Annotated in this window: 15 protein-coding genes; 5 read left to right on the plus strand and 10 right to left on the minus strand. The window is 33.5% G+C overall.

Going from position 1 to position 23,325, the window contains the following annotated elements; genetic code table 11:
• The first annotated feature begins 79 nt into the window (after nt 1-79).
• From D1815_RS18950 to D1815_RS18960, 3 genes are all read left to right on the plus strand, one after another.
• The gene (locus D1815_RS18950) at nt 80-2,215 is read left to right on the plus strand and encodes a carboxy terminal-processing peptidase (protein WP_027393904.1); all 2,136 of its coding nucleotides are present in this window, start codon (nt 80-82) and stop codon (nt 2,213-2,215) included.
• A gap of 9 nt (nt 2,216-2,224) precedes the next feature.
• The gene (locus tag D1815_RS18955; RefSeq protein ID WP_118388911.1) at nt 2,225-3,337 is read left to right on the plus strand and encodes an ABC transporter permease; all 1,113 of its coding nucleotides are present in this window, start codon (nt 2,225-2,227) and stop codon (nt 3,335-3,337) included.
• Between the two features lie 243 nt (nt 3,338-3,580).
• Complete coding sequence (locus tag D1815_RS18960; protein ID WP_147404231.1) at nt 3,581-6,073, plus strand: hypothetical protein; 2,493 nt, start codon at nt 3,581-3,583, stop codon at nt 6,071-6,073.
• A gap of 78 nt (nt 6,074-6,151) precedes the next feature.
• On the opposite strand, the gene D1815_RS18965 is transcribed toward D1815_RS18960, so the two are convergent.
• Complete coding sequence (locus D1815_RS18965; RefSeq protein WP_027393901.1) at nt 6,152-6,331, minus strand: hypothetical protein; 180 nt, start codon at nt 6,329-6,331, stop codon at nt 6,152-6,154.
• A gap of 178 nt (nt 6,332-6,509) precedes the next feature.
• Nucleotides 6,510-8,105 carry a vitamin K epoxide reductase family protein gene (locus tag D1815_RS18970; protein ID WP_118388913.1) on the minus strand — a complete coding sequence of 532 codons (1,596 nt, stop codon included), beginning with the start codon at nt 8,103-8,105 and terminating at the stop codon, nt 6,510-6,512.
• 457 nt (nt 8,106-8,562) lie between these two features.
• Between D1815_RS18970 and D1815_RS18975 the strand changes: the two genes are divergently transcribed.
• Nucleotides 8,563-9,363: a DNA/RNA non-specific endonuclease gene (locus tag D1815_RS18975; RefSeq protein WP_233557655.1), complete on the plus strand. Its 801-nt coding sequence runs from the start codon at nt 8,563-8,565 to the stop codon at nt 9,361-9,363.
• A 33-nt stretch (nt 9,364-9,396) separates the two neighbouring features.
• On the opposite strand, the gene rodA is transcribed toward D1815_RS18975, so the two are convergent.
• The 6 genes from rodA to purH form a co-directional block, all read right to left on the minus strand.
• Nucleotides 9,397-10,650 carry a rod shape-determining protein RodA gene (gene rodA, locus D1815_RS18980; protein ID WP_027393898.1) on the minus strand — a complete coding sequence of 418 codons (1,254 nt, stop codon included), beginning with the start codon at nt 10,648-10,650 and terminating at the stop codon, nt 9,397-9,399.
• Nucleotides 10,650-12,518: a penicillin-binding protein 2 gene (mrdA, locus tag D1815_RS18985; protein ID WP_118388915.1), complete on the minus strand. Its 1,869-nt coding sequence runs from the start codon at nt 12,516-12,518 to the stop codon at nt 10,650-10,652. Before mrdA ends, rodA begins: the two co-directional genes overlap by 1 nt.
• Nucleotides 12,515-13,021 (minus strand): hypothetical protein, encoded by a 507-nt coding sequence (locus D1815_RS18990; protein ID WP_027393896.1) that lies wholly within the window; start codon nt 13,019-13,021, stop codon nt 12,515-12,517. The genes mrdA and D1815_RS18990 overlap by 4 nt, the downstream gene beginning before the upstream one ends.
• Entirely contained in the window at nt 13,014-13,841 is an 828-nt protein-coding gene (mreC, locus tag D1815_RS18995; protein WP_118388916.1) for a rod shape-determining protein MreC, read from the minus strand. The genes D1815_RS18990 and mreC overlap by 8 nt, the downstream gene beginning before the upstream one ends.
• A 139-nt stretch (nt 13,842-13,980) precedes the next feature.
• Nucleotides 13,981-15,009: a rod shape-determining protein gene (locus tag D1815_RS19000; protein ID WP_027393894.1), complete on the minus strand. Its 1,029-nt coding sequence runs from the start codon at nt 15,007-15,009 to the stop codon at nt 13,981-13,983.
• Nucleotides 15,010-15,052: 43 nt separating this feature from the next.
• Nucleotides 15,053-16,585 (minus strand): bifunctional phosphoribosylaminoimidazolecarboxamide formyltransferase/IMP cyclohydrolase, encoded by a 1,533-nt coding sequence (gene purH / locus D1815_RS19005; RefSeq protein WP_118388917.1) that lies wholly within the window; start codon nt 16,583-16,585, stop codon nt 15,053-15,055.
• A 139-nt stretch (nt 16,586-16,724) separates the two neighbouring features.
• Here purH and D1815_RS19010 point away from each other — a divergent pair, with 139 nt between their 5' ends.
• Complete coding sequence (locus D1815_RS19010) at nt 16,725-17,978, plus strand: ABC transporter permease (protein ID WP_118388918.1); 1,254 nt, start codon at nt 16,725-16,727, stop codon at nt 17,976-17,978.
• Between the two features lie 306 nt (nt 17,979-18,284).
• Here D1815_RS19010 and D1815_RS19015 read toward each other — a convergent pair whose 3' ends face one another.
• Both D1815_RS19015 and D1815_RS19020 read right to left on the minus strand, forming a co-directional pair.
• A complete protein-coding gene (locus D1815_RS19015) occupies nt 18,285-22,670 on the minus strand; it encodes an S-layer family protein (RefSeq protein ID WP_118388919.1) in 4,386 nt (1,461 codons plus the stop codon).
• Between the two features lie 67 nt (nt 22,671-22,737).
• Nucleotides 22,738-23,310, minus strand: coding sequence for a phage tail protein (locus D1815_RS19020; protein ID WP_027393365.1), 573 nt, complete (start codon nt 23,308-23,310; stop codon nt 22,738-22,740).
• Between the last annotated feature and the right edge of the window lie 15 nt (nt 23,311-23,325).

Here is a 23,325-nt window from a genome sequence, read left to right on the forward strand (position 1 = left end):
AAAATTTAGTAATATTACCTATTATTGGCACGATTTTTAATGTATTTTGCCTGAACACCCCTAAATTAAAAATGAGCGTATGAAAAAGAGTTTTTTGGTATTGATGCTTACCGTAATTGTATCAGCTGCGTCTTGTAGCTTTACAACAAAAATTGATAATGACCCTGATAAGGATCGAATACTAATCGACCTTATTAGTTATGTGCTAAGTAAGGGGCATTACGATGCAAAGGATATTAATGATGATTTCTCAAAGAATGTTTTTGTTGATTATATTGATGCTTTAGATCCATTGAAGCGATATTTTTATGAGAGCGATATTGAAGAATTTAGAAAATTTGAAACCTTAATCGACGATCAGATCAGAGATAAGGAGATTGATTTTTTCAATTTAACGTACGAAAGATTGCAGCATAGAATGACTGAAGCAAGATCTTTGTATAAAGAAATCTTAGAACATCCTTTTAACTTTGAAAAAGAAGAGTCGATTAATACGGATTATGAAAAACTTTCTTATGCTCGTGATAAAGATGAAATGAGAGATCGTTGGAGGCTACAACTTAAGTTTAATGCTTTATCTAGTTACTATGATAAAGTAGATGAGCAAATAGATTCCATTACAAAAAACAAAGAGTTTAAGAGAAAGTCTGCGGTTGTTTTAGAAGAGGAATCTCGTGATATAACTACAACATCATTAAAAGAATATTTCGAATTTGCTGATGACTTAGAAAGAAAAGATTGGTTTTCTATTTATATAAACTCAATTGTAGAAGAATTTGATCCTCATACATACTATTTTGCTCCTCAAGATAAAGATCGTTTTGATATTGCTATGTCTGGTAAGTTAGAAGGAATAGGAGCAAGACTACAAAAGAAAAATGATAATGTAAAAATCATTGAAATTATTTCTGGAGGTCCAGCTTGGAGAGGAAATAAAGTAGAAGTTGGAGATTTCATTATGAAGGTAAAACAAGAAGACGAAGTTGAGCCTGTTAGTATCGTAGGAATGAGGTTAGATGATGCGGTAAGTCTTATTAAAGGACCTAAAGGAACTAAGGTAGTTCTTACCGTAAAGAAAGTAGATGGAACTATAGAAAATGTTGAAATCGTTAGAGATGTTGTTGAATTAGAAGAAACCTATGCTAAATCTTCTGTGGTTAAGAAAAACGGAAAGAATTTTGGAATAATAAATTTACCGAAATTCTATTTTAATATGCAGGACTATAATCAACGTAATGCTGCAAAAGATGTAAAACAAGAAATTATACGTCTTAAACAAGAAGAGATGGAAGGTCTTGTAATTGATTTAAGAGATAATGGAGGAGGATCTTTGCAGACTGTGGTTGATATTGCTGGATTATTTATTGATAAAGGACCAATTGTTCAGGTAAGAACAAAAGGGGAATCTCCTGAAGTTTTAAGTGATAAAGACAGAAATGTTTTATGGGATGGTCCATTGGTTATTTTAGTAAACGAACTTTCTGCTTCTGCGTCCGAGATTTTAGCAGCTGCTATGCAGGATTATAAAAGGGCAATTATTATCGGGAGTAAACAAACCTATGGAAAAGGAACTGTACAGAATGTGATGGATCTAAATCGATGGATGAGAAGTAATGACTTTGGAGATTTAGGTGCGTTAAAACTAACTACACAAAAATTCTATAGAGTAAATGGTGGATCTACTCAATTAGAAGGTGTAAAAAGTGATGTTGTTGTTCCAGATCGTTACAGCTATATTGATATAGGAGAAAAAGATCAAGAAAACCCATTGCCTTGGGATAAGATTCCAGCAGCTGATTATACTTTATGGGATGGATATATAGATTTTGATCAAACTATCAATAAGAGTAAAGCTCGTATGGCAACTAATGATCAATTAAAATTGATAGAAGAAAATGCAAAATGGGTGCGTGAGAAGAGAGATGTAAATGAGTACTCTTTAAATTATAGTAAGTACAAAGCGAATATAGAATTGAACGAAAAACAAGCAGAACGTTTTGATCGTCTTAATGATTATAAGACGAACTTGACTTTTGAATCTTTACCATACGAAAAGGATTTAATGAAGAAAGATTCAATTCTTGAAGAAAAAAGAAATAGATGGCACAAAAGCTTAAGTAAAGATGTATATGTAGAAGAAGCGTTGAGTGTTTTAGAGGATATGAAAATTAATAATATTCGTAGATCTAAAAATCCACTTACGTTGAAGAACTAATTTGCTTTAATGCAACAGACTACATCAAATTCACTGACAAAGTTAGCGCTCCAAAGATTTAAGAAAAATTTTTGGGGCGTTTTGAGTTTTTGGTTTATTTTGATTTGTGCACTTATCGCAATTTTAGCGTATGTGCTAGCGCCTGATAGTTCTAAGAATGCAAATCAAATGCATTTATCCATTCATTCAAAAGGCCCAGGTTTTTCTGTAAAAATGTTAACCATACCGTCTGGCAGTGTATCTGATCAATCTTATTTTAGTGAGATGTTTTTTGGTACAAAAAATATGGATACAGAGATTCCTATAGAATCTTTTAGTTTTGATAAAGATATTATTAAAGTTATTCCTTACACAGAAGGAGAACTTATCGGAATTTCTAAAAGTATTGAACTTAAAAGCTTTCCTGAGGAACATAACAATAAAGAAATAGAGCAAAATTTTATTAGTGATCGCACTTTTATTTTAGGTACTGATAAATATGGTAGAGATATGCTTAGTAGGATGCTAATTGGTATTCGTATTTCTTTTTCAATAGGTTTTGTTGCTGTGCTTATATCTTTAATATTAGGAATATCTTTAGGAGCTATTGCTGGGTATTTTGGTGGGAAAGTTGATGTGCTCATTATGTGGTTGATTAATGTAACCTGGTCGATACCAACTTTACTTCTTGTTATTGCTATCACATTAGCCTTAGGGAAAGGTTTTTGGCAGGTTTTTATTGCTGTTGGTCTTACAATGTGGGTAGAGGTAGCAAGAGTCGTTAGAGGGCAAGTTTTAAGTATAAAACAAATGCAATATGTTACTGCGGCAAAGGCTTTAGGTTTTAATGATTTTAGAATAATTACAAAACATGTTTTACCAAATAGCTTAGCGCCAGTAATAGTGATTTCTGCGGCTAACTTTGCTGCAGCAATTTTAATAGAAAGTGGGTTAAGCTTTTTAGGGATTGGAGCACAACCTCCAATGGCTAGTTGGGGAGCAATGATTAAAGATCATTATTCATATATTATTTTAGGCAAAGCATATTTGGCTATTATTCCTGGCTTGGGAATAATGAGCCTTGTAATGGCATTTATGTTAATTGGTAATGCATTGCGAGATGCTTTAGATGTAAAAGGATAATTTTTACATCGCAAACTTCGGGTAAAAAAAATATTGATTAACAGGTGATTAACTTTTTTTTTGATTGATTATATTTATATTTACTAATGTAGAGAAAAGTATATATTGTAGGGCTGTCATTCTTGCTTTTTGATATGTCTTTTGTAACAAATTACTTTAAGTTTTTAATACGATAGACTTGTTTGAATATAATAAATATTTAAAAGTTTTAGATGAAAAAGATTCAATATTAAAATAGGGGATATGAAAAAAATAATTTTGGTTTTTATAATGATGTATTCGGGGATACTTTGCAGTCAGACTAAAGTAGAACTAAGTTCATTAATTTTTGATAGAGTTTTGCGAACACCTATAGCATATGCTAATGTTGGTTTTATAGATAGGGGAGTAGGTACAGTAACAGATAAAGAGGGGTATTTTGAGTTTTCATTTATGGAAAGCCATGTTACTAATAAAGATACCTTGCAGATTTCCGCTCAAGGGTATTATCCTTTGCGTATAGCTTTCTCTAGATTACAATCTGTTTTGGATAAGACTAAAGTACTTTACTTATCGAAACTGTCTGATGAAAATAAAAATTTGAGACATCTTTCTGAAAATAGTTTGGTTAAAGATTATGTTGGATCAGTAGCTGATTCAGAAGTTACCATTGGTTGGTCGGAAAAAGATAAGAAAGGAGCAGAGCTGGCTAGTTTGATAGATCTTTCATCTAATGTTACTAGTTTAGAACAATTAAAGTTTAGAATTGCAGAGCATAAAGCTGACAGTACTTTAGTAAGAATTAATATATATGATGTTGGACCAGATAATATCCCCGGTAAAAAAATAGTAAAATCGATATATCATATTATTAAAAGAAAAGAAGGTGAAGAATTAGTAGCTATTAATGCAAAAGAAGTTATATCCAGTCCGAAGGTGATTGTTGGCATAGAACGATTAGAAAGCTTTGGAGTTAAAGGAAATCAGTTGCAATTCATAATGTCTACTGATATAGGGACATCTTTTGTAAAGTCCACAAGTCAAGATAGTTGGGAGATACTACCCTTTAATTCGATAGGTTTTTTATTAGATGTATTGAATATGGGGGATGCTGGAGATGTAAAAAAGCGAGTTGTTGAAGAGTCTAAGGTAACAGGGGTTGTAACCTTATTAGGTAGACCTTTTCAGGGTTGTGAAGTAAGAATAAAAGATAAATTAAGTTATGTACAAACAAATAGAGATGGATCTTTTAACATAGCCGCTATAACTGGAGATGTACTAGAATTTAGGTCCTTGTTTACCGAGTCAAAAAATATAAAGGTTGAGAATCCACAAAAAATAAATGTATTTTTAAAATTAAAGTATGATTCATTATCGGAAGTAGTTGTTAATTCTTATAGCAAAGAAGATCAGGAAATTGTGTCAGGGTTAGGGGTTGGTCCCCAGAAAAAGAGAAGCTTGGGATATTCAGCTCGGTCTTTGGGTATTGATGAATTTAATAAGTTTGCATTAACTTTTGAGGATTTAATTAGAGGAAAGTTTCCGGGTCTTTCTGTAGGCACTGGTATAGGTAGAGGTCATTCTAGTTTTACTCTTTCTAACAAAATAGCTGTTGTTTTGGATGGAGCTGTATTCGTTGGTGATACAAACCTAATTAGTCCTAGTATTGTGGCAAACATTTCTTATGTTCCTGGTCTTGCGGGTAATACAGTTTATGGAAGTAATGGAAGAAATGGAGTGTTGTATATTACAACCAAATCAGCCATGCAAAATCGAAAACTTTTAGAGGAAAAAGAAATAGTAAATTCTTTATTGGTAGAAGGGAATGACTATGATGGTTTAGCAAAACGATATGAGGCACCTGTTTATTTTAAGACAGTTGCATCAAATTTGGAAAACTCGTCATCTTTTGAGGAAGCTAAAGCTGTTTACTTAAAAGAATTAGAGTTAAATTTATTAAACGTAAATTTTTACAAGGAGGCATTTATTTATTTTAAAAAATGGGATGAGGAATATGCCTATGATATTTTGAATATTGCAATATCTATTGCAAATCATAATTCAAAAGCGTTAAGAAGTATTGCTTTTATTTTTGAAGAGAATGGGAGATTCGGAATAGCACATGAAATTTATAAAAGAATAGGAGAATTGGAACCAAGAAGATCGCAATCTTATATGGACCTTGCTCAAAGTTATACCTCTATTGGTGAATATGAGAAAGCATTCTCTTTATATAAGTTGATTTTAGATAACAAAATTCCCGGAGTAGTCTTTGGGGATACTGTTTTAGAAATTGCTGTTACGGAAGTAAAATATTTAGTGACAAAACATAAAATAGATTTAGATTATAGGGATTTACATCCTTCGTTTTATAGTAAAGCGCAGGATTTAGATGGAAGAATTGTTTTTGAATGGAATGACCCCCTTAGTGAATTTGAAATTCAATTTGTAAATCCGAATAAAAAATACTTTACATGGCAGCATACTTTAAATTCTCAGCCTAAAGAATTATTAAAAGAACGTGTTCAGGGATATAATACTAAAGAGTTTGTTCTAGAAGAAAGTGATCCTGGAATTTGGTTGATAAATATTAAAGGTTATAAGGTTGAAGAAAAAAATAATCAAATCCCACGTTTTGTTAAATGTACCTTATATAAAGATTACGGAATGCCTGAAGAGATTAAGCAGATAAAGGTCATAGAGCTACGAGATATATTTGATAACAATTTCTCAATAGCGCGTTTGGAGTTAAACTAAAAAAGTTTCCTGCGTATTATAAAAAGGCTACTTGATTAAGTAGCCTTTTGGGTTTATTTGAATAAGTTTAAATAAATTTTAGAAACAAGGAGGTCCTTGTACCCAAGTATATCCATTGTGATAACAGCAACTTAGTGCCGGATCACAACGTCTTCTTCTGTTACTTTGGTTAGTTAATACATAAATACCTCCATTAACATCTTGTTGTTGTTTTTTAGAAAGAGTTTTTGCTCCTTTTAATTTTTTAATTTGTTTCATAATATTTAGGTTTTAAGAGTTAAAAAAATATTCCCCGAAAGTTTAAAGACATTCGGGGAATGTCTGAGTGAGTGTGTGAAGAAAAAGAGTTTTTAATACGTCTTTTTACTATTAAATAACTTTTCTATTTAGAAAAGGTTGTCTTGATTCTATTTTAAAAGAATCTTTATGTGATTGATTAAGCCTCAACTGGTTTTTGTTCCACGTTATAATCAGGTTCTTGCTGGTTTTCAATCATCATACTAGTGAAATGAAAGAACTCATCATAGCTATACTTTTTAGGGTAAATAGATGTGTTCATTAAGGAAGCAGGAGTATAAAACAAATTATTGCTTTCCGCCCATTTAGATTGTGTTTTTAAGGTTTCTACATGTTGCATATTGTTTTTCGGTGCGCCATATTTTTTTATCCAATTACTGTGTGTTCTATCATTAAACCATTCGCTGTAAGCTTCTATAAACTTACTCGATCCATCGGTATGGTATATTTCCATTAAGCGCAAACTAATCTGTGTAGCTTGATTATTAAGATCGTCTAAGGAAACTTTTAATCGTATGATTATCTGAAGTTGATCACTCATTGTTCTTAATACTCTTGCATACGCTTCAAAAGCACCTTTGCAATAACCACACATAGGATTGGTTAAGCTGATGATTTTAAATTTTGAATTCGGATTACCTAATATAATTTCATTGGTAATTGTACTATTGTCAGTTACTTTTTCTGATAAGCTTAATAAATGTTCAAATATTTGTCGATCTCTTTTAAATTGATTGAGTTTTATGTTTTCATTTTTATAATCTTTATTTTCTACCATGCTTTGTTTTACGTGCATATAAGCAAGTGTTCCTAGAGCAGAAATCATAATAAAAGAGGCTATGGATACTAGGGAAAAGCTAAAAGGCAAACTGTATAAGGCTATAGCGATTAAACCAGAGGATATAGCGCTTATAGCAATGCATATAGCACACCATTTTTTGATTACAAAAGCTTGTGAATAGATAGAGTAAATAATAAAAGGAATTCCTATAAGTGTCGGTAGCAATAGCGTGCTATTATATCCGTAAAATAGCTGATATATTATAAGAATCCCAAAAAAAGCAATACTAGCATCTGCTAAGGAGAAATCTTTAAATAATTTACCAGTGTTGTTATTTATTACATCACCACAGTTGGAATTTCCAACAGTAGTGCAAAATTGATGCATTGTGTTGGATTGAATACCAAGACTTTCTCTAACTGCAAATAAGCTGAAAATTATACCCGAAATAGATAATAACAAAAATAGGATTTGGTAAAGATCAAAAGGTCTAAAAACAAGAGTTGTCAAAGCACCTAGTAGAAGACCTCCAAAAAGAATATTTTGTACAAGTGTTTCTTTTGAAAAAAGAGCACTGTTTCCGGTATTATGTTCTACTGCGATTACTTTAGGAACCCATATTTTTTTAAATTCTTCATGCGTAAACTTCTTAGTGTCGAGATCCGTGTGTTTAAGTTCAATATTCCCATTCTTATTAATTATCGAAACAATTTCTTCAGAATTTTCTTTTTTTACTAGAGAAACAAAGCTTTTTGGTAATTGATCTAAAGCGTCAATTGGAACTTCTACTGCTATGTTATCTATATCAAAATAATCTAGAGTATCAGTAATTGATTGAAAACTTGGATAGTTGGGATGTATTTGTAATTGTAGTTCTAAATCTTTTTTATCATAATTACTAATCCTGTTTTGGATTAGAACTGTTTCAACTATTTTTTCAATACTATTTTTCATGAATCCTTTAAGATGTTTGTTTTGCGTGCTTTCTTCTGATAAAGATAATATAAGTTGATTCCCCTATATCTACTTAAATCTATAATTTTTCATTAATAATAAAAAAAATGAAATTTCAATTCAGAATTAAAAGCTTCCTAAATTAGATATTTTAAAACATTTTCCGGACGAGGATATTACATAAAATAGAAGTGGAATAACCGTAATTTTATAATTTATTTATGTTAATTTAAAGAGTTAAATTATTAATTTTTAATGGTTTAGGTGTTTTTGGGGTATTCAAAAGAGGTGTTCATTAATTTATGTTAAAGTTTAATTTGTCATATTAAATAGCGGGTTCGAAGCAATGAATGATCTATTTTTTATCAATTTCTGTTCTTTGTACTATATGATATTTTATAGTTATTCGAATTTGATACTTTTGCAATCAATCTGTGAATAATTAAAAAAGATAAATTTGAAAAGAAAGTATATATATCCGTTGATGGTTTTGATTGTTACGGTTAGTTTCTATTATACCGAAAAATACCTAGACGAAACGAAAGGTGATTATACTAATGGAAAGATTGAAGATAAAGAATTGGGTTTTTTCTATCTTCCAACATCTACAACGAATGCAATAATCTCTCACGATAATTATGTATTGTCCTATTCTGAAAAACACGAACAACCAGAGTGGGTGGCTTATGAGTTAAAAAAAGAGCATCTCTCTAAAAATGAATTTAAAAGACCTTTTTTTGAAGTTGATGATAAGGTTAGGTCTTCATCTGCAGATTGGAGAAATTATAAAAATACTGGATATGATAAAGGTCACCTTTGCCCTGCAGCGGATAGAAGATTTACCTATGATGCATTTGAAGAAACTTTTCTAACATCAAACATTTCTCCTCAAAATCATGAGTTTAATGCTGGGATTTGGAACCAATTAGAACAAAAAACGAGGTATTGGGCAAAAATATATAATGGGGTTTATGTAATAACCGGAGGGATTTTGACAGATGATCTTAACACAATTGGATATGAAGCAGTTTCTGTACCGAAATATTTCTACAAGGTAATTTTGGATTACAGTTCTAAAAAACCAAAAATGGTTGCATTTTTAATTCCTAATAAAGATACGAATAAGCGATTATCTAGTTTTGTTGTTACCACCGATAGTATTGAGAAATTGTCGGGAATTGATTTTTTTCCAGAATTATCTGATGATTTGGAGAATAAGCTAGAGGCATCTTCTGCTACAAATGGTTGGAGGTTTTAATGGTTTAATTAGAACTATTGATTTATGCTGGTTTTACCATTCATTTACTCTGTTAGAGTCAAGTTTAATGAAAATAAAAAGTAACAACGTAAAGCCCCATAATCCCGATCCACCATAACTAAAGAACGGTAATGGGATTCCAACGGTAGGCAGTAAGCCTGTTACCATTCCTACATTAACAACAAAATGGATGAATAATATTCCTGCAACACTATATCCATAAACTCTGCTAAATTGTGATTTCTGTCTTTCTGCTAGATATAAAAGTCTTATAAGAAGTCCAATAAAAAGTATAATTACTGCAGTGGCACCAAGAAAACCCCATTCTTCACCAACGGTTGTAAATATATAATCCGTATGTTGTTCTGGCACAAAACCACCTTTGGTTTGGGTTCCTTCTTTCCAGCCCTTTCCTGTCCAGCCTCCACTACCTATAGCTATTTGACTCTGATTGGTATTATATCCAATACCTTTAGCATCTACTTCCTTTCCTAAAACGATATTAAAACGGTCACGATGTCTTTGTTCAAAAACATTATTAAAAATATAGTTTACAGAGAAACAAAATCCAGTAATTACAATAATTGTTAATAGGTATCTAGCGTATTTTGGTTTGTGTTTTCTATTTCTAATAAGAATTAGCAGCATTATAGTTGCGATACCGAGAACAACCCATAAAGGAGTAAACAACAAAGTCAGAATAAACAAAGCTGCGGCAGAAGCTCCAATAATTAGATATGTTGCTGCTAGTCCTTCTCTGTATAAAGGAAAGAAAAAAGCTGCATAAACTAATGCGCTCCCAGGATCGGGTTGAGGTATGATTATTAATGCAGGTAATGTTATAATTAAAAATGCTCTTAGTTGGTGATTAACTAAATTAATATTGGTTTGCATATCACTTAAGAATTTGGCAAGTGCTAATGCAGTTGCGGCTTTTGCAAATTCTGATGGCTGCAATCCTACGGGGCCAAATGCGTACCAAGAAGTGGCTCCATTTACATTTTTTCCAAATAAAAAAAGTCCTAATAAAGATACTAACGATATTACATAGATCAAGCCAGCAAATCGTTCATAAAATTTAGTTTCTATTGCTTGTGTTATAACTATGATAACAATGCTTAGTACAATCCAATACAATTGTTTGATATAGGGTTGGGTAAAATCAGTTATAGAGAAAACTTCATCACCATAAGAAGCAGAGTATATATTAACCCAACCAAAACCTATCAATAATAAAAATAAAAGTACAGTTAGCCAATCTATTGCTCCTACCGCCGATCTAGCCATTATTGATTGATTTTAAAAGGTTCTCCACTATATGGTTTTGCATATTCTTCTTCAAGACTGTGTGTTAACACCCAATCTTCAAGATCGGTTCTAGAGATAGATTGGTTAATATATTTTTCTATCATTAAACTAGCAATTTTACCAGCATATCTAGCTCCCCAATAACCATTTTCAATGAATACAGTTAGCGCAATTTTCGGATTATCTTTTGGAGCGAATGCGACAAAAACTGAATGGTCAGTTAATTGCATGCGTTCTCCATCAATTACAGTGTAGTTCTCTGCAGTACCTGTTTTACCGCAAATTTCTATATCTTTTACTTGTAATGATGCTGCAGTACCTTGTACATATACTTGGTGCATTCCTTCGATTACCGGCTCAAAATGTTCCTTATCAATTGTAGTGTATTTTGGTTTGGTAAAGTTTTCAATCTCTATAGGTTGTCCGTCAATAGCTTTGATAATATGAGGTGTATAGAAATAACCTCTATTAGCTATAGCGGCGGTCATATTAGCTAATTGTATGGGCGTAGCCAACACTTCTCCTTGTCCAATAGCATTAGATATTGTTGCGGTTGGATACCACTTATATTTAGGGTAATTATATTGTCTGTTGTAGAATTTAGAATTTGGAATTAAACCTTTACTTCCGCTTGATAAATCATTACCTAGATAGTTTCCTAGTCCAAAACTTTCTACGTGTTTTTCCCAATTGTCGATACCTTCTTGTGGAGTGTCATACTTATTAATACTTCTTAGGTATACGTTGGCAAAATATGCGTTGCAAGATTGAGCAATTCCAGGAATCATACTCAAGGGACTTCGATGGGAGTGACAACCAAGTTTAGCCTTTTTGCCATATCGAAATCCATGATTACAAGAAAAACTTTCTTTTGTGTCAACAACTCCTTCTTGCAATCCAATCAATGCAGTAATTGCTTTAAAAGGAGACCCAGGAGGATATTCACCTTTTACACCACGATCAAATAAGGGTCTAGAAATAGAATCATAATGCAATCTAGTGTAATTGGGAGATCTTTTTCTTCCGACTAATAATTCTGGCTTATAACTTGGGGCGGTTATTAAAGTTAGAATTTCTCCTGTAGCTGGGTCTAATGCCACGATACCACCTCGTTTATTTTCCATTAACTTTTGACCGTATGCCTGTAATTCTTCGTCAATAGTTATCGTAAGATCTTTACCATTAACAGGAAGTGTATCATATTTACCATTTTTATACGGACCAATATCACGATTAAACCTATCTTTCTGGATTCTTTTTATTCCTTTTATTCCGCGAAGTTGATTTTCATACTGTTTTTCTACTCCTTGCATTCCAATTAAATCACCAGAAAGGTAGTATGGATCTTTCCTTATTAATCCGTCATTTACTTCGGCAATATATCCAAGTACATTCGATGCGTTTACCGTATGATAATCTCTTAGAGAACGCTTTTGTATGTAAAACCCATCAAATTTCCGCATTTTTTCCTGTAGGTATGCATATTCATCTTTAGTTAATTGCGGTATGACTACAGAAGGGACACGCGGAGAATACACTCTCGCTTTTTTTAATTGCTTTACGAGTTTTTCTTTCGTTATTTTAAGTATCGAACAAAACTCTAAAGTATCAAATGGCTTTAGTTCTCTTGGTATTACCATAACATCATAAGAGGGTTGGTTAGTAACCAAAAGTTTACCATTTCGGTCGTAGATCGCTCCTCGTTGCGGGTAATCATACAATACTTTAATGGCATTATCTTCTGATAATGCGGCAAAGGATGTATTGTAAATTTGTAGATAAAAGAGTCTTGCTGTAAATACAACACCAGTGCTTATGATAATAAGATATAGTAATAATTTTCTCATGAATCTTTCCTTCTAAACAATACTAAAACAATCATAATTACTACAATTGAAAATAGACTAGAAAATAACGTTTTTTTAGCAATTAATAGTGTATGAGAAAAGTTAAATATTTCTAATGAAAAAAGTATAATATGATGTATGAAAACTATTAAAGTTACGTATGCTAAACGTTGCCCAAAACCTACTTTACTTAATTTTACTGTTTGGAACTCATAACTCAACCCAAAAACAGATCTTAAAATTACAGGACGTAAATATGCAATACATATACAGGCTGTAGCGTGAATACCGCCAGAATCACCAAATAAATCTAGGGTTAACCCTAAAACAAAACTTAAAAAAAGAAATAAACTTTTATTTATATTTATCGGAGCAAGTAGAATGAAAATAATGTATATATATGGGTTTAGGTATCCTAAAAAATTTATATGATTAAGAATAAAAACCTGAACCAAAATCAGACTTAAGAATCTACCTATGTATAAAAGAACATTGTTATTCATCTATTTTAGGGTTTTCTAATAACTTAATTTCTGTGGCGTCATTACTTTTTATTGCATAAACAAAACCTATATCAGTCATATCATTAAATAATTGTACATCAATTAAAAAATAACTTTGATTTTGATCTAATTCATAATTTAGGATAGTTCCAATCCCTATTCCACGCGGAAATATAGTAGAACGTCCATTAGTGATAATAGTGTCTCCTTTTTTTAAGATGGCTTGCCTCGGAACTGTTTCAAGTTGTACTATATTCGGGTCTTTTCCATTCCAAACTAAGGATCCATATTGGTTAGATTTTTTTAATCCTGCATTAATTCTAGAATTAGTATTTAGTATAGAAATCACCCTGCTATAGTTTTTAGAGGTGTTTTCTACAATACCAACAATTCCCTTGTCTGTAATAATACCCATATCAGCTTTAATACCATCTTTCTCTCCTTTATTAATCAAAATATAATTATCAGCTTTGCTATAATCATTTTTGTAAACATTTCCTTTTATAAAGGTATAGGGTTTGCTAAAGGAAGTAGTGTCGGTAAATGTTGTTGCTATAGTATCCTTAGTTAATAAGCTAAGTTGATTTCTAAGTAATTCATTTTCTTCAAGTAAACGTTCATTTTTGTTTTTTAGGCCAAAATAATTAGTTATGGAATATCTCCATCCGTATACACCTCCGGAAAGAAAGTTAGTAGAACTTATAAATTTACTTTTGTGATAGCTATGAGATTGAATGGTAAGGATTAATGAGAAAAATAAAAGCAGCAAAAATAATAGGAAGTTTTTGTTCCGTATTAAAAAATTAATAATCTGCTGCATGTCTTATGGGGGTACTAAATTCTACTAATAATATTATGTTTTTATAGTGTGTTTTTCACTTGATTAAAAACAATTAAAGCACAATAACGTTAAAAATTAATTTTAGGTATACTCTGCCTATAATTTTTCTGAAAAACAATTATTTAATCAATACACTTTTATATCTATTAATATTTTTAAGAGTAATTCCTGTTCCTCTTACAACAGCTCTTAAAGGATCTTCTGCTATGTAAACTGGTAAATCGGTTTTTTGAGAAAGTCTTTTGTCAAGACCTCTTAGCATTGAACCTCCACCAGCAAGGTAAATACCTGTATTGTAAATATCCGCTGCTAGTTCTGGCGGTGTTTGAGATAATGTTTCCATTACGGCATCCTCAATTCTAAGAATAGACTTGTCTAAAGCTTTTGCAATTTCTCGGAATGATATCTGAACCTGTTTAGGTTTTCCCGTAAGAAGGTCACGGCCCTGTACATTCATTTCTTCTGGTGGCAATTCTAAATCTTCTGTAGCTGCTCCAATCTGGATTTTTATTTTTTCTGCAGTTCGTTCACCAACATATAAGTTATGCTGCGTACGCATATAATATATAATATCGTTAGTAAAAACATCACCTGCAATCTTTACAGATTTGTCGCATACAATTCCTCCTAAGGCAATTACAGCAATTTCTGTGGTACCTCCACCGATATCTACTATCATATTTCCTTTAGGTTGCATAATATCTACTCCAATACCAATAGCTGCAGCCATTGGTTCGTGAATAAGATATACTTCTTTTCCGTTAACGCGTTCTGCACTTTCTTTTACCGCACGCATTTCTACCTCTGTGATTCCAGAAGGAATACAAATAACCATACGTAACGCTGGAGTAAATATTTTTTTCTTTAAAGCAGGAATATCTTTGATAAACATGCTTATCATTTTTTCACTAGCATCAAAATCTGCAATTACTCCATCCTTTAATGGCCTAATGGTTTTTATATTTTCATGTGTTTTTCCTTGCATCATAGCAGCTTCTTTACCAGCTGCAATTATTTTTCCAGACATAATATCTCTGGCAACAATGGATGGACTGTCTACCACCACTTTGTCATTATGAATAACTAAGGTATTTGCCGTACCTAAATCTATAGCAATTTCTTCAGTAAAGAAGTCGAAAAATCCCATATAAAACGATAAAAAGGGTTAGAATTGAGTAAATGTACTAAAATTAATGTTTAAAATGACGTGTTCCGGTCATTACCATAGCAATTCCGTTTGCATCACAGTAATCGATACTTAATTGATCTTTTATAGAACCTCCAGGTTGTATAACTGCTTTGATACCCGCGTTGTCTGCAAGTTCCACACAATCAGGGAATGGGAAGAATGCATCACTCGCCATAACGGCTCCGTTAAGATCAAAATTAAATGACTTTGCTTTTTCTACAGATTGTTTTAGAGCATCTACTCTAGATGTTTGTCCAGTTCCACTAGCTAATAATTGTTTTCCTTTGGTAAAAACAATAGTATTAGATTTTGTGTGTTTACAGATTTTTGAAGCAAATAGTAAATCTTCAATCTGTTCTTTTGTTGGACCAACTTTGGTTGCAACATTCAAATCAGACGAGGCATCAGTTTTTAAATCCTTATCCTGCACTAAAGAACCATTAAGACAAGAACGAACTTGTGTCTTTGGTAATTCTATATTCTTTTGAATTAAAATAATTCTGTTTTTCTTCCCTTTTAATATTTCTAAAGCCTCATCGCTATATGAAGGAGCAATTACTACCTCGCAGAATAATTTATGAATTTCTTCAGCAGTAGCAGCATCTATTTCAGAGTTGCTGATTAATATGCCTCCAAAAGCAGAAACAGGATCACCAGCTAATGCGTCTACATATGCTTGATGAACCGTAGAACGTTGTGCTAATCCACACGCATTATTATGTTTAAGAATAGCAAAAGTAGGAGCTTCTTTTTTAAATTCACTCATTAAATTTACCGCAGCATCTACATCAAGAAGATTATTGTATGATAACTCTTTACCGTGTAATTTATCAAACATAGCATCAAAATTTCCAAAGAAAAACCCTTTTTGGTGGGGGTTTTCACCATAGCGTAATACTTTTCCTTTAGTTTCACTAATCTTAAGTGACGCAATCTCTTGATCAGTATTGAAATAATTAAAAATTGCACTATCGTAGTGAGAAGAAACATTAAAAGCTTTTGCAGCAAAACGCTTACGATCTTTTAAAGATATGTTACCATTGCCTTCTGAAATAATTTCCAAAAATTCAGCATAATCTTCTACAGATGCTACACAAGTTACATCTGCAAAATTCTTAGCAGCAGCTCTAATTAACGAAATTCCTCCGATATCAATTTTTTCAATAATATCTTGTTCAGGCGCACCTGATGCAACTGTTTTTTCAAATGGATATAAATCAACAATCACGATGTCAATTTGTGGAATTTCATACTGTTCAAGTTCTGCAACATCGCTATCGTTATTTTGGCGATTTAGGATTCCACCAAATACTTTTGGGTGTAATGTTTTAACTCTTCCGCCAAGAATAGAAGGGTAAGAAGTAACATCTTCTACTGGAATAACGTCCACTCCCTGATCTTTTATAAATTTTTCAGTACCACCAGTAGAATAAATAGTAATACCAAGTTCATCTAATTTTTTAACGATAGGTGCTAACCCGTCTTTACTGAATACAGAAATTAAGGCAGATTTAGCGGTTTTTGTGTTGCTCATGACAATTTTTAGTTAGTAAAACGCAAAAGTAGCAATTTAGTTATCAATTAGACAACCCATTGCGCGTAATTGTTTTAGATATTTTGTAACAAAATTGCAAGGAAAACGTCCTATCTTTATATTGTCCAAAAAATAGCACATGCTTATATATCTTAGAGTACTAAAAGAGAGTTTTAATTTTGCGGTTAACGCTCTTAGAAACAATAAATTAAGAACCTTTCTTTCTTTGTTAGGAGTTACTATTGGTATATTCTCCATTATTGGGGTTCTTGCCGCTGTAGATTCTTTAGAGAAAGAAATAAAAGGAAGTATAAGTTCTTTAGATAATAGTACTATATATCTTACTAGGATTTCTTTTGGTCCTACTCAAGTTCCTGATTGGAAAAGAGAACAGTTTCCGGATGTAACTTTTGAAGAGTATCAGCATGTGAAAAGAACTATGCCTGATTTAAAAGCAGCAAGTTTTTTATTAAATGTTGGACAAGAGACTCTAAAATATAATGATAAGAGTATTAGTAATGTCGATATGGTACCCGTTACTAATGATTATTATGATATTGAAGAGTTGCAAGTAGTCCAAGGAAGATTTTATAATGAACAAGAATCGGTAGGAGGAGCTCCAGTAATTGTAATTGGTGATGAAATAGCCAATAGTCTTTTTGGATCAAGTGATCCAATTGGTAAAAAGATTCGTGTTTATGGTAGAAAATTTACGGTAATTGGTGTTTTAAAGAAAGAGGGGAGTGGTCTTTTTGGCGGTTCTAAAGATACTGCTGCAATATTACCTGTTAATATAGTGAGAAGACTTTATGGAGATAATAATAAGTTTACATTTCCAATGATTATAATAAAGCCAGAATCTGGTAGTGACGTGCCGGAGTTTGTAGCTTCTTTGACTCAAAAGGTTCGTTCTTACCGAGGTTTAAAGCCAGATGAAATAGATGATTTTTTCGTAAATCAATTACAAGGTTTTACCGATTTTATAGATAATATAACAGGGACGATGTCTCAAATAGGAGGTTTTATAGGTATGTTTTCTCTGTTAGTAGGAGGTTTTGGTATTGCTAATATTATGTTTGTTAGTGTAAAAGAACGAACTAATCTTATAGGGATCCAAAAAGCATTGGGAGCTAAAAGAAAATTTATTTTACTTCAGTTTTTATTTGAAGCGGTAATACTTGCAGTTTTTGGAGGATTAATCGGATTAATTTTGGTTTGGTTAATCTCAAAAGGAGCTTCTAGTATGACTGGTGATTTCGAATTTATACTTTCTACTTCTAATATGTTTTGGGGAATGTTTTGGTCAACCTTAATAGGCTTGATCGCAGGTATTTTTCCTGCTTGGATGGCTGCTAGATTAGATCCAGTAGAAGCAATTAGAACTGGAATGTAGAAGGTGATTATGTTTTTATACTACACGAATCGAAGCAACAGGTAAATATTCATCCCTAGGGCGATTAATATAATTACCAAAACGGCAACAGGAATTAGCTTCATAATAATATTTCTTTTTTTCTTTGGGGGCATTATAACTGTTATCATAGGGTAAAAGTACTATGAATAAGGAGGTTATAAAATAGGTAGAAATACTTGTTTGTATTGAATGATAAATTTCAGCTAAATTTTCATTAATTTTTAAAAGATATAAAATAAAAAAGCCGAAGTAAGACTTCGGCTTTTTTATTAAAGTGAATTAGTTTTATTTTTTCACTACCCTTTTCATTGTGGAACTTGTTTTTGAATATATTCTCATTAAATACAAGCCAGAAGGTATTGAAGAGATGTCTATAGTGTTTATAATACTACTAGGATCTAACTTTTGCGAAAGAATTAATTTTCCACGAATATCAAAAATTTCAGTACGCTCTATATCTAAATCAATTGCTCCTGTGATATTTATAATATTATTGGAAGGAGTAGGATATACAGTAAGACCATTTGCTAGAGTTTCGTCGTTAACATCTAGTAAATTATCATATATGATACTGAATTGAGTCGCAGCGATATTTCCATTTCCTGAAAGATCATTTACACTGTTTGCGTTAATATCTACGGTTATTGTTCCTGGTGTAGTTGCTGTTATTGTAGCTGTATAGGATAACCCTCCTCCAGAAAGATTAGCAGCTGTACCATTTCCAACAATGATATCGCTAATATCAAAACCTGTGATATCTTCATTAAAATTTATAGTAATTTCAAATGAGGAGTTGTTTGTAGGATTAGGTTCTGAAGAAGTAATGCTTACCATAGGAGGTGTAATATCTGAAACTGTAATTGTAAATTGTTGTGTTGCAAAAGTATCATCACCACCATTTGCAGTTCCTCCATTGTCAGATAGTATTACATCTACTATTGCTGCTCCAGTTGCGCTAGCAGCAGGTGTATATGTTAAGTTACCAGATACATCAATAGCCGGTTGAATGCTGAATAGTGCATTGTTATCATTGGTTACTGTAAAAGTAAGCGTCTGCATGGCTTCAGAATCTCCATCATCAATGGCGGTTGCCCATCCGTTTACAGTTTGTGCACCCGCATCTTCGTTAACAGTTTCATTTGCTCCAGGAGTAAAACTTGGTTCATCGTTTACGGCGTTTACAGTAATAATGAATTGTTGTGTTGCAAAGGTATCATCGCCACCATTTGCAGTTCCACCATCATCTGATAGTACAACCTCTATTGTTGCTGTTCCATTAGCATCTGCAGCAGGTGTATAGGTTAGATTTCCAGTTGCATCAATAGCCGGTTGTACGCTGAATAGTGCATTATTATCATTGGTTACTGTAAAAGTAAGTGTCTGCATAGCTTCAGAATCTCCATCATCTATGGCAGTTGCCCATCCATTTACAGTTTGCGCACCTGCATCTTCGTTAACAGTTTCATTTGCTCCAGGAGTAAAACTTGGTTCATCGTTTACAGCGTTTACAGTAATAGTGAATTGCTGTGTTGCAAAGGTATCATCGCCACCATTCGCAGTTCCACCATCATCTGATAGTACAATGTCTACTGTTGCTGTTCCATTAGCATCTGCAGCAGGTGTATAAGTTAGATTTCCAGTTGCATCAATAGCCGGTTGAGTGCTAAACAATGCATTGTTATCATTTGTTACTGTAAAAGTAAGTGTCTGCATAGCTTCAGCATCTCCATCGTCGATAGCAGTTGCCCATACATTTACAGTTTGTGCACCTGCATCTTCGTTAACAGCTTCATTAGCACCCGCAGTAAAACTTGGTTCATCGTTAACGGCGTTTACAGTAATAGTAAATTGCTGTGTTGCAAAGGTGTCATCGCCACCATTCGCAGTTCCACCATCATCTGATAGTACAACGTTTACCGTCGCAGATCCATTAGCATTTGCAGCAGGTGTATAAGTTAGATTTCCAGTTGCATCAATAGCCGGTTGAGAACTAAACAGTGCATTGTTATCATTTGTTACTGTAAATGTTAGCGTTTGTGTTGCGTCGGCATCTCCATCATCGATAGCAGTTGCCCATCCATTTACGGTTTGTGCACCTGCATCTTCATTAATTGTTTCATTAGCGCCCGCAGTAAAACTTGGTTCATCGTTTACGGCGTTTACAGTAATAGTAAATTGCTGTGTTGCAAAGGTGTCATCACCACCATTTGCAGTTCCACCATCATCTGATAGTACAACGTCTACTGTTGCTGTTCCATTAGCATTTGGAGCAGGTGTATAAGTTAGATTTCCAGTTGCATCAATAGCCGGTTGAGCGCTAAACAGTGCATTGTTATCATTTGTTACTGTAAATGTTAAAGTCTGTGCGGCATCTGAGTCTCCATCATCAATGGCGGTTGCCCATCCGTTTACAGTTTGTGCACCTGCATCTTCATTAATTGTTTCATTAGCACCCGCAGTAAAACTTGGTTCATCGTTTACAGCGTTTACAGTAATAGTGAATTGCTCTGTTGCAAAAGTATCATCACCACCATTCGCAGTTCCACCATCATCTGATAGTACAACGTCTACTGTTGCTGTTCCATTAGTATTTGCAGCAGGTGTATAAGTTAGATTTCCAGTTGCATCAATAGCCGGTTGAGCGCTAAACAGTGCATTGTTATCATTTGTTACTGTAAATGTTAACGTTTGTGTTGCGTCGGCATCTCCATCATCAATGGCGGTTGCCCATCCGTTTACAGTTTGTGCACCTGCATCTTCATTAATTGTTTCATTAGCACCCGCAGTAAAACTTGGTTCATCGTTTACGGCGTTTACAGTAATAGTAAATTGCTGTGTTGCAAACGTATCATCACCACCATTCGCAGTTCCACCATCATCTGATAGTACAACGTCTACTGTTGCTGTTCCATTAGCATTTGGAGCAGGTGTATAAGTTAGATTTCCAGTAGCATCAATAGCCGGTTGAGCGCTAAACAATGCATTGTTATCATTTGTTACTGTAAATGTTAACGTTTGTGTTGCGTCGGCATCTCCATCATCGATAGCAGTTGCCCATCCATTTACAGTTTGTGTACCTGCATCTTCATTAATTGTTTCATTAGCACCCGCAGTAAAACTTGGTTCATCATTTACTGCCGTTACATTAATATTAACAGTTCCTAAGTTTATATTTCCACTACCATCTCCGTCATTTGTTGTTACTGTAATAGTTGCAGCTGCATTACCACTTACGTTCATAGCAGGTGTATATTGAATATTGGAAGCTGTATCCAAATAGGTATTAATATCAGCTGGAGCACCTACCAGTGTAATTACGGTTGCGTTCACCAGAGTTTCTGTCACTCCACCACCTACACCTGCGCCATCTGCTGGAGTGACAAATGTACCAGTCGAGGCGGTTAAGGTAACTGTTATGGATGCGCTATCTACATCTGCAAACGAAGCTGTAGACAAATCAACATTACTTTGTGTATCTTCTGTAACCGTTACACTTGCTGAAAGCCCAGTTATAGTAGGATCATCATTTACAGCAGTAATATCAAAAGTTATACTTGCGGGACTAGATGTATCCGTACCATCATTAGTAGTAAACGAAATTGTTCCAGCATTAGTGCCGTTAAGATTTGGAGTCGGTGTAAAGGTTGCGGCATCTAGCGCAGCATTAATATTTGCTAAGGTTCCTGCAGCAGTAAAACTAGCAGATCCATTACCACTACCGCCAAAAGTAATTCCTGCTGTACCTAATGTAACCGTTCCACCTGTAATGGTAAAAGTTACAGTTTGATCATCTCCATCAGTATCTGCGACCTGAATATTATCTGCTAAAGCAACATTAATAGCGTCTTCTAATAGTGTTGGTGCGGATGGCGCTGTTGCTATTGGAGCGTTGTTACTCGTAGCAATCGACCCTTCAGAAAAGACAATGTCATCAATCGCGACTTCTTCGCTAGCAGCATTAAAGTCGGCTTCTATAATAAGTTTGACTTTACTTCCAATGTACGGTACTAAGCTAAAATTGATTGTTTGTTCACTTCCTTCTGTAAGTTGTCCGTCAATATCGTTTCCCGTAGCGTTATTTCCCCCTTCTGTTCCATCCCCATCAGAATCTAAAATTGTTACGAAGTTTGGGTTGCCATCAACTTGTAATGCTACAAAAAAACGATCATTTGCTCCATCAGTATTTTCATAAGTAGCAGATCTTATACCATATTTTAGACTCAATTGAGGATTTATGGTACTTGAAAGATCCACTTCGTCGAATTCTATTTGAATTGTACCGTCTGGATCTTCGATCATAAATACATTCCCTGATCCAATTAAGAAACCAGCTGCTCCGGTTGTAGATGGCGCACCATTTTGAAATGTTGTCCCTGGAACCACTCCAATTAGATCACCATCTGATAAACCTGAACTTCCCGAAGTACCAGTTCTGGTAGCTATAAATCTTGTTTTAAAACCTAATTCTGTAGATCCATTTGTTCCAAAAACGTATTCTACCGTTGGTTGACTAACATTATTAGAAAGTTGATGTGTGGTGGTATTAGGATCAGAGTAAACGGCAGAAACTGCCGTGGGTTCAGAAAAATTAGTGCCGACTTGACTATAACAAATACTTGAAATTAATCCAAGTGCAAACGGACATAATATTTTAAGTAGTATTGTTTTCATTTACGTTTTGTTTGTATTAAATGTAAGCTTATTTTTTTGAAAAACAAGCTTACATGGGATTAAAACATTAATTTCTGGAGGGGTATATTCCCTGATAGCAAATAATATAATTGCAAGATTGAAAAGGTGCCCGATTTTCATGAGATTGATTTCCTCCCGTTAATCCAACAGATATATTTCCATCGATACTAATGCTATTTGGCCCCATTTTAATAGTTCCATCAGGAGCTGTGCTATTATATATAGTTGGTGTTTCTGCAACTCCAAAATATCTGCCATTTGGATCAGCGGAATCCACATCTTCTTCATTTGCATTGATGCTTGCAGATAAGCCATTTAATGTTGCTGTATGGGTGTGCGTTGGTATTTCTAGTTGATTTAAGGTTACAAATTCGACCCCTCCTTTAGCACCTATGTTATAAGGTTGTAATCCTGGTCCACTACCGCTACCGATTACAGAACGACCTCTTAAGTCAGGTAAACCAAAACTTGTTCTTCCATCTCCTCCGTAAATGGTTCCTATAAGAGAGAAAAAAGCATTATACTGTGATATAGATAATAATTGTCCCTGACATAAAAACCAGTTTCTTGGAGCCCAATTAGGTCCCCAAGGCATTATTTGCCCTATTGTTCCTTCCATAATTGTATGTATTTA

Origin of the sequence: Aquimarina sp. AD1 (genome assembly GCF_003443695.1) — a bacterium.
GTDB lineage: Bacteria > Bacteroidota > Bacteroidia > Flavobacteriales > Flavobacteriaceae > Aquimarina > Aquimarina latercula.